The sequence below is a fragment of the Desulfosporosinus sp. OT genome, from assembly GCF_000224515.1.
GTDB lineage: Bacteria > Bacillota > Desulfitobacteriia > Desulfitobacteriales > Desulfitobacteriaceae > Desulfosporosinus.
In genome coordinates this window covers 1-11,766 of the sequence record NZ_AGAF01000141.1, presented here as the reverse complement: position 1 = coordinate 11,766, position 11,766 = coordinate 1, and the positions used below count along the sequence as shown (strand labels likewise).

At 43.2% G+C, this 11,766-nt stretch carries 13 protein-coding genes; all 13 read right to left on the bottom strand.

The genetic code is table 11. The annotated features are described in order from the left end of the window. Window positions 1-429: 429 nt before the first annotated feature. The 13 genes from DOT_RS12840 to DOT_RS12780 all read right to left on the bottom strand — a co-directional run bounded on the left by DOT_RS12840 (window position 430) and on the right by DOT_RS12780 (window position 11,213). Window positions 430-1,080, bottom strand: a complete 651-nt coding sequence (locus DOT_RS12840) for an amino acid ABC transporter permease (protein WP_009619256.1) — start codon at window positions 1,078-1,080, stop codon at window positions 430-432. After that, window positions 1,077-1,748: an amino acid ABC transporter permease gene (locus DOT_RS12835; protein ID WP_009619239.1), complete on the bottom strand. Its 672-nt coding sequence runs from the start codon at window positions 1,746-1,748 to the stop codon at window positions 1,077-1,079. Before DOT_RS12835 ends, DOT_RS12840 begins: the two co-directional genes overlap by 4 nt. After that, entirely contained in the window at window positions 1,748-2,557 is an 810-nt protein-coding gene (locus DOT_RS12830) for a transporter substrate-binding domain-containing protein (protein ID WP_009619237.1), read from the bottom strand. The genes DOT_RS12835 and DOT_RS12830 overlap by 1 nt, the downstream gene beginning before the upstream one ends. 93 nt (window positions 2,558-2,650) lie before the next feature. Continuing rightward, the gene (locus DOT_RS12825) at window positions 2,651-3,376 is read right to left on the bottom strand and encodes an amino acid ABC transporter ATP-binding protein (RefSeq protein ID WP_009619235.1); all 726 of its coding nucleotides are present in this window, start codon (window positions 3,374-3,376) and stop codon (window positions 2,651-2,653) included. Window positions 3,377-3,766: 390 nt separating this feature from the next. Further along, complete coding sequence (locus tag DOT_RS12820; protein WP_009619233.1) at window positions 3,767-5,392, bottom strand: putative ABC exporter domain-containing protein; 1,626 nt, start codon at window positions 5,390-5,392, stop codon at window positions 3,767-3,769. Next, a complete protein-coding gene (locus DOT_RS12815; RefSeq protein ID WP_009619231.1) occupies window positions 5,385-6,125 on the bottom strand; it encodes an ABC transporter ATP-binding protein in 741 nt (246 codons plus the stop codon). The genes DOT_RS12820 and DOT_RS12815 overlap by 8 nt, the downstream gene beginning before the upstream one ends. Before the next feature lie 103 nt (window positions 6,126-6,228). Further along, complete coding sequence (locus DOT_RS12810; protein WP_009619229.1) at window positions 6,229-6,942, bottom strand: gamma-glutamyl-gamma-aminobutyrate hydrolase family protein; 714 nt, start codon at window positions 6,940-6,942, stop codon at window positions 6,229-6,231. Window positions 6,943-7,034: 92 nt separating this feature from the next. Further along, entirely contained in the window at window positions 7,035-7,385 is a 351-nt protein-coding gene (locus DOT_RS12805) for a type II toxin-antitoxin system PemK/MazF family toxin (RefSeq protein WP_007778968.1), read from the bottom strand. After that, entirely contained in the window at window positions 7,382-7,660 is a 279-nt protein-coding gene (locus DOT_RS12800) for a ribbon-helix-helix protein, CopG family (protein WP_009619218.1), read from the bottom strand. Before DOT_RS12800 ends, DOT_RS12805 begins: the two co-directional genes overlap by 4 nt. A 249-nt stretch (window positions 7,661-7,909) precedes the next feature. Then, window positions 7,910-8,659: a glutamine amidotransferase gene (locus tag DOT_RS12795; RefSeq protein WP_009619216.1), complete on the bottom strand. Its 750-nt coding sequence runs from the start codon at window positions 8,657-8,659 to the stop codon at window positions 7,910-7,912. Continuing rightward, the gene (locus DOT_RS12790; protein ID WP_009619215.1) at window positions 8,660-10,063 is read right to left on the bottom strand and encodes a MurT ligase domain-containing protein; all 1,404 of its coding nucleotides are present in this window, start codon (window positions 10,061-10,063) and stop codon (window positions 8,660-8,662) included. It abuts the gene before it with no gap. Window positions 10,064-10,234: 171 nt separating this feature from the next. Then, a complete protein-coding gene (locus DOT_RS12785) occupies window positions 10,235-10,486 on the bottom strand; it encodes a hypothetical protein (RefSeq protein WP_009619212.1) in 252 nt (83 codons plus the stop codon). Between the two features lie 148 nt (window positions 10,487-10,634). Further along, window positions 10,635-11,213 (bottom strand): Uma2 family endonuclease, encoded by a 579-nt coding sequence (locus tag DOT_RS12780; RefSeq protein ID WP_009619210.1) that lies wholly within the window; start codon window positions 11,211-11,213, stop codon window positions 10,635-10,637. Window positions 11,214-11,766 lie beyond the last annotated feature (553 nt).

Below are 11,766 nucleotides of genomic sequence, written 5' to 3'. Positions count from 1 at the left end.
CCGTTTGTATCTTGCCCAATTTATAATTTTTCTCCTAATTTTTCTAAAACTATATTCCTCCCCTGTAATCCTCGTTTGTTGGGCGTCTCTTATCGATTTACTCGATTTACCTATCTTCTATGTCCTTAGTATAACTCCCGGATACGCTAAACCCATGAAAAAGTTGTGAATTTCTCATGAATAAGAGACTGGATAATGTAAAGAAAACCCGGCTTGCGCCGAGCCTTGGCGAGAGCGGAAGTCGCTGGTTGCACTTATGCTTAGACGAAGACACTGTCTTCGCACGGATTAGCCCTTCTTGCAGTAGATAACGCAGTTTATACTTTCTGATAGTACAAAAGAAACAAGGACCCCGATAATTAATCGGAACCCCTGTTTCTTTCTGAGCATCATCATCAACACAAAACTTACCCTATAACTGACACATCTTTAAAAACTTTGATGCACCATCTTAAGCTGTTGCCGACGGGCCAAAATCGAAAGCGAATAATTCAGTACAAAATAGGTTAGCGCAATCATTCCAAAAACCGTAAAAACTTGGCCCGTTGAACCGTATTGCCCTAAGATAATCATGCCTTTACCTGTGAGATCTTCGACACCTACAACCCAGACAAACGATGTATCCTTGATAACCGTTATAAACTGGGACACTAAAGGAGGAATCATCTTGTGCATAGCTTGAGGCAAAATAATATGCATCAAAGTTTGGCGATAGGAAAATCCCTGTGACTTTGCGGCTTCCCACTGTCCTTTATCAATGGAATTTAAACCGCCTCGAACAATCTCGGCAATGATAGCTGAAGTGAAAACCGCTATCGCGACGATCCCGGAATTAACTGGTTTTAAGGTAGTCATAAAACGGAAAACCAAAATGAAAAGAAGCATAGGGATATTACGAACACTTTCAATATACAATACAGCGATTCTTCCTAGGACAGCTTGTTTGGAATACCGAGCAATACCCAGGAGCGTTCCAAAGATAAAACTAAGTAGAATAGCCATGACGGCAATATAAAGTGTTGTTAAGAGCCCTTGGCCAAGAAAACGAAATATTTCAGGCTTAAATAAGTCTTGAATCATGCCGACACCCCCGTCTTACCTTCTAAGCGACGCGTTAGGGTTGCTAAAGGTAAACTGAGAATAAGATAGAGCAATCCAACGACAATATAGGCGGGTCCATAGTATAGGGTGTCGCTGGACCAAGAATCCGCATGATACATTAGATCACCGCCAGCAATCATGGCAAGCACTGACGTGTTTTTAATCAAGTTAACCGCTTGATTGGTAAGGGGCGGTAAAACCAATCGCGCTGCTTGCGGCAAGATAACATAACGCATAGCCCCCCAGAAACTAAACCCTTGCGATAAGGCGGCTTCCATTTGTCCTCTGTGAATCGAGTTAATTCCTGCCCTAACCACTTCGGCAATATATGCACCGTGATATACACCAACACCTAAAACACCCACCACGAAAACAGGCAGCATTATACCCATGTGAGGCAATCCGTGATAAAGGAAGAACACCTGAATGACAAGTGGGGTGTTTTGAATAAATTCAACATAGATACGATTTATTACTTTAGCTAGTGTCCATTGAGAAGTCCCTAGAACCCCAAAGACAACCCCGAGTATAAGAGCCAATGCCAGGGCCAGGAATGCTGAAAGGATTGTGTTTTTAAACCCTTCAGCAAATACCGCCCAATCACTGAAAAGCGCTACCCATTTAAACCAGGCAAAAGGTGAGACCACTATTTAAGACCCCATTTTTGGATCATTTTATCGAGTTCTCCAGACTTCTTTAAATCAGCAATAGTTTCATTGACCACTTTAGCTATACCATCATTTCCCTTTTTAGAGGCAACTCCATATTCTTGAGGACTAAAGCTATCCGGCAATATAGTCGTTGAATCATCCAGATATCCAAAGAGAATAGAGCCATCTACGGAGAAACAATCTACCCGGCCAGAATCCAGTGCTGTTTTAATTTCAGGATAAGTTCCGAACTCCAAGAAACTGACTTTGGCTCCCACCTTATCTGCTTCAGCTTGTACGGCTTTCTTACTGGTAGCGCTTTGGGCTACACCAATCTTTTTCCCGTTTAAATCTTTTAAAGTTTTAATTCCTGCATTCTTTTTAACCAACAATCTTACACCATCGGTAAAATACGGATCAGAGAAGTTATAACTCTTCTTACGCTCTTCGTTAATGGTAAATGTAGATATATCCATATCAACGTCCCCGCTATCTAAAACAGGTCCCCGTGTTTTTGCTGTTACAGCCGTGGTCTCGATTTTTTCGGTCCCGATAATCTTCTTGGCCATAGCCTTTGCTAAATCAATTTCGAATCCATCGACTTGTCCTGTCTTAGGGTCTTTATATCCGAACTTTGGAACATCAACTTTAACCCCAACTTTAAGAACCCCCCGGTCTTGGATGGCCTTGACATCAGCAGCTACAGCACTGTCACTGCCTGGAGCCGTGGAGGCAGTCGCTCCACATCCTGTTACCAAACCAACCATTAATAATAAACTTGTTAAAACGATTCCAGCTTTCTTCATTCTTGAATCCCCCTCTAATCTAGTTGCAGACAAACTGCACTTTCTCTATTGAAACTTAAAGTAAGTCCCGTCTATGGGTGAGGCTGAGTAAAATTAGCGTAAAATTCTACTTAAAAACGACTTGGTACGCTCATGAGTCGGGTTGGCAAAAAAGCTCTCTGGAGTATTCTCTTCCACAATTTGTCCGTCGTCCATAAAGATAACGCGATCAGCAACTGTTTTGGCAAAACCCATTTCATGTGTGACAACTACCATTGTAATTCCCTCATGGGCCAGATCAACCATTACATCAAGGACTTCCTGGATCATTTCTGGATCTAAAGCCGATGTCGGTTCATCAAAGAGCATGATTTTAGGCCGCATAGCCAAGGCTCGAGCAATGGCTACACGTTGTTGTTGCCCTCCGGAAAGTTGCGACGGATACACGTCTGCTTTGGCCTTCAATCCTACCCGATCAAGATAAACCATTCCGGCCTCTGTTGCTTCCTCCTTAGGAACTCCTTTAATTAACATAGGCGCTAGGGTTAAATTCTCTAGGACCGTTTTGTGTGGATAGAGATTAAATTGTTGGAAAACCATAGCCACCGACTGACGAACTTTAGCCACCATCGCCTTATGGGCCGTAATTTCCACTCCATCAACTGTCACTTTACCAGAGCTAGGCTTTTCCAGAAGGTTCATGCACCGAATCAATGTACTCTTGCCTGATCCACTAGGGCCAATGACGACCAATTTTTCCCCCGACTTTACCGTCAGATTAATCTCTTTGAGGACATGCAAGTGACCAAAATGTTTATTTAACCCTTCTAATTGAATCAAGCGGGTTCTCCTTCCTTTTTTTTACTGTTTTTCCTTTTTAATTAATTTAAAATTAATCATTGATTCTTTAGTAATTCTGCCTTAAGTCTAATAATTCCTCTATCTAATTATAAATAATACTGTATACATAAAAAACTGACGCTATTCTATGATATATATACTATTATGATGTTTATAACTGCATTATCTCAACGTCTCTCTATCTTACACATCGCCAAGCATTCCTGGGTTGACAAAAAGTCACACATGTTCTAAACTACAAATGAGCTGACATTGAGAGCGCGCCGATTGGCGCGACACCAAAAATGGAGAAAACACCTGCTATGGACGGCAGGTGTTTTCGTTTTGTAATTATACATCGTGACTTCTTTTCGACTTTCTCACCAACTTCTATGAATCACTAAACTCCTTCATTTCGATATAAGCAAACAATTTGTCCGAGAATTCTAAGAGCAGTAAGCCGACCCCAACGTTTGCCAAAATGATTCCCAACTCCAAGGCAACTTCACTCCGCAAGATCCAGTAGAGGCCACCTCCGACAAGGCCTGCTGGAATTATAATGACCACGACTTGTACGAAGATCAGTAAGGGATAGAATATCTTGCGATCCAATGATGAAGGGAGAAGAACATTACCTAAGATCACAGAGTTCCCCAGTTCGAAATATACAGAAATCACAATCAGGGAAAGTGCAATGGCTGTCACCCATACCTTTTCGTCGCCCTTAGCCATTAAGGTGTAGCTCAGGTTAAGTAACAAGACATTGATTGCAAATCGTACCATTGGTAAAAAATTAAGTGCTAGTATCTTTTTATAAAATGTTCCTGGGAGGACGTATATATACGGTAGCGCTAATTCTGAGCTAACAGGGCTGGTCGTGCTGGTAAGAAGTAGAAAGTACGCGATAACTCCATTAAACGTAAAAAGCCACCCTGTGGGATCGTTCCCCCTCTGGCTAACCATATAACCAATGGCTACACCAGCCAGTAACACCAGCGGAGTCAAATAACCGAAATACTCATTAAACCCCGTTGAACGGTAATTGACGATTTGTTTAAATAGAAAGGACTTGCTTTCGGCATACGTACCCTGAACCACGACCTGCCTTTCCCTACGAAGCTTGGCAAAGGCATCGGAAAGTTGCGGACGTCGACCGCTCCTTTTAAGGCTACGGGCTTCCTCAATTTTGGCTGCATGATCAAGGACATCTTCATAATAGTCTTTAGCTAATCCAAAAACTGTAAAATTCACAATTCCCAAAGTTAAGACGATCCCCAAGAGAGCCATATAGGTGTCAAGACTGGCCCCATAAAAAGCAGCATAAGCAACCCGAAGTATCCAGCCCACAACCGGAAATTGCCACACCCCTGCGCCCCGGTATCCCGTCATTAAATTTAGAATGCTAAAATCTCCTCTAACCTGCCAAAACCAACTACCAATCAGCCATACCAGAGAGCAGGTTAAAACGCTAACAGTCCACCTACCCTTTTGGTACCGTACAGAAAGCAAAAAGACTAAAAATGCCAGCGGAGGTAACAGTAACGCCAAGGAGACAAAGGATACATAGACAAAAAAGACACCTTGGGTCTGAAGCCCCAAATTCGAAAGTGTTGGGGTAAGAAATAGCACTGGCAGCACAGACCGCGCTAAGGAAATTGGAATCTTTTTTAACATACTCCAAAACAAAATGCGTTGAGGTTCTAGCGGAGATGGAAAAAGCAAATTCACATCTCCCATACCAAACGTATAGGATAGCTTTTTAAGTGCCGAATAAAGGGTGAAGAAAACAAGGGCCCCTAACAAGAGAGCAAAAATACCCAAAATAACTTGGACAATCGTCTCGTTGATCTCGAGGTGGTTGCTTTTTCTGTTCATTCGTTGAGGAAGCATAACGAGGATGATCCAAGCCCCAAACAAAAAATAACTAATTAATTTTTTGGGTGTACGTCGAATTTCCACAATATAATTGACAAGCTTCCGGATATCAAACCTTAGCATCAGCAAGTAATCAGACATCGGCTGTCACCCCAAGGAAAACCTCCTCGAGGGAAGCGCGCTCTTCCCCCAACTGATGTCTCAAGTCTTCCAGACTACCTTCGGCAATAATTCTCCCTTTCTTGAGCACAATTACCCTGTTACATACGGTCTCAATTGGATCGAGCAAATGCGTGCTAATGAATAACGTTTTCCCTTCGTCTTTCAACTGATGAATCAGATCCTTTAAATATTTGATTGCCTTCGGATCCAATCCGACCATGGGTTCATCCAGAAAGAGCATCTGCGCATTGGAAACCACTCCACAACAAAGTGAAAGCTTCTGACGCATTCCTTTGGAAAGCGTTTTTACGAATTCATCTTTCTTGTCCCAGATTTCAAACATCTTTAATAACGATTCGGCATTTTCCTCCCATTGCTCGACCTCGTATGCGCCGGCGATAAATTGAAGGTGTTGCCATACTGAAAGCATACCATAAAGCTGAGGAATTTCCGGAACGTAGGCACTCGTTTTCCTAGCCGATCGAGAGCCACGGATATGTCCATTGATGCGTATCTCACCACCTGATGGCCGCAATAAACCGACAATACATTTAATCAATGTGCTTTTTCCCGCCCCGTTAGGACCCAGAAGACCCACAACTTCCCCACTCCGAAGCATAAAGTTCAATTGGTCGACGGCTATGTGCTTTCCAAATTTCTTAGAAAGATTTTGCACAGAAAGCATAGGTTGACTGAGGTCAGATTCTGTCATTGTCATCTCCCCTTTACCATGTTTCTGAAAATCATGCTCATTACATTAGAGAGAACCCTATCATGAGTTCTCTCTAAATGTAATGAACTATAATTAGCCTTCCCTAAATTTCATCTAGACACGCTTCAACAAAACCATTAAATATAGCCTGGCAATGGGCTTGTGCTTCCATGCTCTCTGGGTGCCACTGAACTCCTAAACAAAACTTAGTGCTCAGCATTTCAATTCCTTCAATAATGCCGTCTGACGCACTAGCATTTTGGATAAATCCTTGTGGAATTTCCAATACCGCTTGATGATGGAGGCTGTTAACTGAAATTTTTGTTTCTTCAACAAGGCGATAAAGCAAAGATTCCTTTACGATATCCACATCGTGCCATACATTTTGGCGTGGGGCAGTTTGACGATGTTCCAGCGCCCTAGGAAATTGAGTCGGAATGTCTTGATAGATTCTTCCTCCAGCCGCGACCGCCAAGACCTGAATGCCTCGACAAATCCCCAGAATCGGAAGATTTCGTTGCAGGGACAGCTGGGTGAGCAAGATTTCGCTCCAGTCCCGTTCCGGAAAACAGGCACCAATTCCTCGGAGTGGGTCTTCTCTTAGATATATGGGAGAAATATCACCTCCGCCTGTTAAAAGCAAACCATCAAGAAGATTTAAAACGTCATGGCCTTCTACCTCTACACGAACAGGCGGAAGAATAACTGGGATTCCACCCGCCTGTCTAATGCTTTCCACATAATAATGCCTTGGAAATGTTTTTAATTCCTCTGAGCAATGGGCCGCTGTGACTCCGATCACTGGTTTTCTAAGCATCCCTTCAGATCTCCTCTCCTATGTAGAAAAAACAAAAACAGCGTCGGTATTTGTCTCCGCCACGCTGTCTCCCTCTCACTTGAAGCTATATATTAAATATCCGCAAGCCCTAAACTTATTTCAATGGCTTGGTCTACCCTAAGCATCACTTCTTCATCCAAAACCGCTACTTTTTCCTTAAGGCGGCTTTTATCAATCGTCCGAATCTGCTCGGTCAGAATGACAGAATCCCGTTCTAGGCCACTTCGTTTAGCTCTCACTTCCACGTGAGTAGGTAACTTTGCTTTCGCAATTTGTGAAGTGATCGCGGCAATAATTGTCGTTGGGCTAAATTGATTCCCTATGTCGTTTTGAATCACAAGAACCGGACGAGTTCCTCCCTGTTCTGATCCGACAACGGGGTTAAGCTCTGCGTAATAAATTTCCCCGCGTTTTATCATCATCTCCGACACTCCACCATCGTTTCTTCATAATACTCTAATACTTCTTGTTCAGTTGAGAACAACTCCCTGGCTATAGACAAATTCAGTTGCGCCATTTCTAAGTATCCTTTACGCATCTGCTCGTGGATTCCTTTTTTCCGGCGTTCGTGAAGGATGCTGTTTAAAGCTTCTCGAATAAATTCGCTGCGATTGCGTTTCTCCACGGTGACGATCCCATCCACCTCCGCAAGCAAACTCTCCGGCAAACTGATCATAATTCGCTTACTTTCTGCCACATTAGCACCCCCAAGTCATTTAGCCAAAGCTATACTCTATTATAGACAGTAATGCAAAAAAGTGTCAACGAACTAGAAGGATAAATAAGCTTAAACTCACTAAAAACGGGTCTTTTTCAACATGTAAATAATGGTAGAGGGTTATTTTCAATGCAGATTTAAATGAAAGCATCGTTCACTATTGATAGTATAACAGTATATCACTCATGATATACTGTTTTTTTCACTAAACCAACCGCCAAATTGAAATTATGCTTGCTTCAATAACCTTTTTACTATGGCCTCATGCGCCAACTCTTCCAAACGATCGTCAAGTTCCACTAAACGAGTGCCAGTTCTACGTCTTTGAATCGCCAGTTCCAACAATAAATCGGCAAAGTGTGGGTTCTTTGGAAGAAGCGGACCATGCAAATACGTTCCGAAGACATTACGGTAGCGTACCCCTTCTGCACTATCATCGCCATTATTTCCATTCCCAGCTAAGACTTTACCCAAAGGCATAACCTCTTCACCCAAATATGTTTTACCTGAGTGATTCTCAAACCCAACCAACGTCCTGAATTTCGAGTTAACCTTAAGAACTCGTTCATCAAGTTCTACAACAACATTACCAATTAAACGCTTCGCTCCGGCGATGGTCCAGACATCTAAAATGCCTAACCCTTGAATCTTTTCCCCACCAGCCATCTGATAAAATTTCCCTAACATCTGATAGCCACCACAAATGGCAAGAACCACAAGTCCGTTCTCTATAGCACTTCGAAGTTCCGTTTCCCGCTGCATTAGATCCTGCACCAGCAAACCTTGTTCACGGTCAGAACCCCCACCAAGAAATAGAATGTCCATCCCCGTAAAGTCCAAGACTTCACCTAAAGAGGCTTTTTGAATTACAGGCTCAATCCCCCGCCAGCGACAGCGAGCAGCCAACGCTAAAATGTTACCCCGGTCTCCGTAAAGGTCGAGCAGATCTGGATAAAGGTGACAAATATTTAGATTCACTTAAATTGCCCCCTCTTCAAGATCTTTGGTCCTTAGATGAGTCAATCCCGCATTCTTTTGGCGATCTTCCAGAATCTCACGGAGCGGGAAAAGTAAGGTATAGGTGGGCAAGATAAAGATGGCCTCTTCCACCGCCCTATTCTTTTGCAAAAGATCAAGAGCTCCAGTCAAATTATGCTCAATTATAAGCTTTCTTTCTGAAACCCCAGCATACTTAAGCCTCAAGGCTATGTCCTCAGCACGAAATCCTGTACAAATCACTTGGTCTATGCGTGCCTCATGCAATCCTAATCGTTCAAAATTGACATCCCACAGCCAGGAAATGTCCCGGCCATCAGCAGCTAAGTCATTGATCCCAATTAAAATTCGCAGAGGTTTATCAAGGCCCAGCATAGTCTGAATGACTTGATCAAACCCAGTGGGATTTTTTACGAGGGTTAAGGTGATCTCCCCTTCCGGCAAATAAAAACGTTCCATCCGTCCAGCTTGAGGAATAAACCCTCGTAACCCCTCTCCAATCAAATGGTCGCTTAATCCGAGCTGGCGAGCCGCTGTAAGTGCTGCTAAGGCATTATACAAATTATAGTACCCTTGGAGAGCTATAGCAAATGGAGTTACCTTAACCTGAAACAGCAGTAAGCCTTCATGAGGACGGACGTTTTGAGCCAGTATTTTAGGCTCAGGGCGATGAAATCCACAACCCAAACAATTATAAATTCCCAATTGTCCGTAGTGAAAAAGCGTATAATCGAGTTCAGTACCGCATAACGGACAAAATCTCGCTTCCCGAGTTTCCTGGCTCTCGCTCACACTATCCGGGGTGCGTTCCACCCCATAATAAACAACTTCAGCATGGTTCATTCCAAACTGGGCAACTAAAGGATCGTCTGCATTGAGCACAAGAACGGTTTCTTTAGGCAGAGACTCTCTAACCAAACGGACAGTTGTATCTAACTCACCGTAGCGATCCAGTTGATCACGAAAGAAGTTGGTGATTATCGCTAAACTGGGAGAAATCTGTTCACAAAGTTTAGGCACAGTAGCTTCATCCACTTCCAGTAACGCCAACCTCGCTCGAGATGACCCACTCCAGCGAGTATTCTGAATCAAAGCACCCGTAATACCCGTCACAAGATTCGCCCCAGCTTGATTAAACGCAAAAGCTTTTCCAGACCCACGTAAAATACTTGCCAATAGGTTCGCAGTCGTCGTTTTACCATTGGTCCCTGTGACCATTATAATTCCTTCCGTATACGCTACACTCAAATGTCTCATGATCTCTGGATCAAGCCAATGCGCAATCTTTCCGGGTAAGGTTGTCCCCTTTTTCCCAGTAACTCGCAGAGCCACCGTGATGAGCTTTGCCGCCCATAAGGCAACCCAAAAATGCCACGTTCGTTTCATAGTAACTCCTTTAATTGTTGTCTTATTCATTGTAGCACTCTTATTTGTATTATCAACCAAAAATAGTTGAGAACAAACATAGAAACCTCTGGAACCTTATAGAAGATTCCAGAGGTTGTAGGTAACCAATTATCACCTCATCAAAATAACGATATCTTTCCGCCAATTATATTAAAAGGCCTTAAAACCATTAATACTTTGATTAACAAACATATCCAGCACTGGACCTAACGCGAAGCTTAGAAAAAGTCGAAATCCCTCGGCTAAAACAAGAGCCACACCGACACGAAGTAAAAGACGTCCCCCACGAGAAGTTGAACGGCGCAAGATCCCTTCAAAATCAAGGGCTCCGGCAGCACCCCAGCCCAGTACTAAACAGAGGACAAAAAAAGCATAACTCATTCCCGTGGTTAGATCAAACACATCCTTACCCCCTTGCCACAACTTATGTTGCAGTAAAGGATTTTATGTGCCACCTGAGCTCTGTTTTTTGAAAGACTTCTTAAAATTATTAGTTATATTAACGTACTCCGAGGATATTCAGACCATAATGCAGATCCACTAAGCAGTATCATTTAAAAACAGTGGAAAAATCAATTACTAATTCATTAAGCAACTCGACCCTCATTTGCTCTCCTTCACCAAAAACACTTGGCTTGCTGTACTGATCCCGCTCATCTAGAAAAAAAACCATAACCGTTTTATCCAGCGGGTGCACTACCCAGTATTGAGATACGCCGACTCTCTCATAAAGTTGCAATTTTGCCGAAAGATCTTTTTTTGCCGTCTCTGGCGATAATACCTCAATAATCAAGTCCGGAGCGCCTTTGCACCCTCGGTCATCCAGTTTATTGGGATCACAAACCACCACCAGATCAGGTTGTACGACGGTACTGGTAGTCTCATCTTGCTCACCTGAGCTAGGTAACCGCACATCGAAAGGGGCAATGTAAACTTCACAAGGTTTATCCTTCAAAAAGTTGTAGAACTGGTTGTAGAGATCCCCTAAGACCTTTTGGTGCATACGCGAAGAAGCTGGAGTCATGTCAATAGAAATGCCCTCAATCAACTCGCAACGTTTCCCATTTGCCCAAGACAAATAGTCGGTATAATTGTAATACTCCGTCTGACTAAAGGCAGGTTCACTCATGGGCTCGCCCTCCTATTCCAGTTTCTTCCTTCTATAAAATTATACCATACGGTAAACCTTTTATAAAGTTTTGGATTTCATTTACCAAACCAAAGGTATGCAACACAAAACTTAGGCCACCTGTTTGAACTAGGCGGCCTAAGTTTTATATTAAAGTTATTACATCAATTTCTCCTAAACGTTGACCCATCTTAGCGATGAAGAAAGCCCAAGGACAGGTGCACTGCTCCACAAGCGCCTGGATGAGCGGTGCTAAAGCGAAGTCTCCCTATCATCTTGGTTCTAGCAACCCAGCCAGAGACTTCGCTTTAGCGTTAGCGAATCCTTCAAGCGAGTGGTTACCAAACTTTGCGAAAGCGCGACATGCATAAGCGGGGCTGAGCACACGACGTGCGAAGCCGCCAACTGAGCCAAGGATGGCGAATTTGGCGGGAACACCGCCCTCATTCATTAGGCGATTGAACAACTAGTTTGGTCCACGAGCGCCTGGATGAGCGGTGCTAAAGCGAAGTCTCCCTATTTAATCACGCTTTTACCCATCAAGTATTTATCT

Coding starts and splice junctions, on each gene's coding strand:
- DOT_RS12840 (WP_009619256.1), bottom strand. CDS start 1,080: ATGATTCAAGACTTATTTAAGCCTGAAATATTTCGTTTTCTTGGCCAA.
- DOT_RS12830 (WP_009619237.1), bottom strand. CDS start 2,557: ATGAAGAAAGCTGGAATCGTTTTAACAAGTTTATTATTAATGGTTGGT.
- DOT_RS12820 (WP_009619233.1), bottom strand. CDS start 5,392: ATGTCTGATTACTTGCTGATGCTAAGGTTTGATATCCGGAAGCTTGTC.
- DOT_RS12815 (WP_009619231.1), bottom strand. CDS start 6,125: ATGACAGAATCTGACCTCAGTCAACCTATGCTTTCTGTGCAAAATCTT.
- DOT_RS12810 (WP_009619229.1), bottom strand. CDS start 6,942: ATGCTTAGAAAACCAGTGATCGGAGTCACAGCGGCCCATTGCTCAGAG.
- DOT_RS12805 (WP_007778968.1), bottom strand. CDS start 7,385: ATGATGATAAAACGCGGGGAAATTTATTACGCAGAGCTTAACCCCGTT.
- DOT_RS12790 (WP_009619215.1), bottom strand. CDS start 10,063: ATGAAACGAACGTGGCATTTTTGGGTTGCCTTATGGGCGGCAAAGCTC.
- DOT_RS12780 (WP_009619210.1), bottom strand. CDS start 11,213: ATGAGTGAACCTGCCTTTAGTCAGACGGAGTATTACAATTATACCGAC.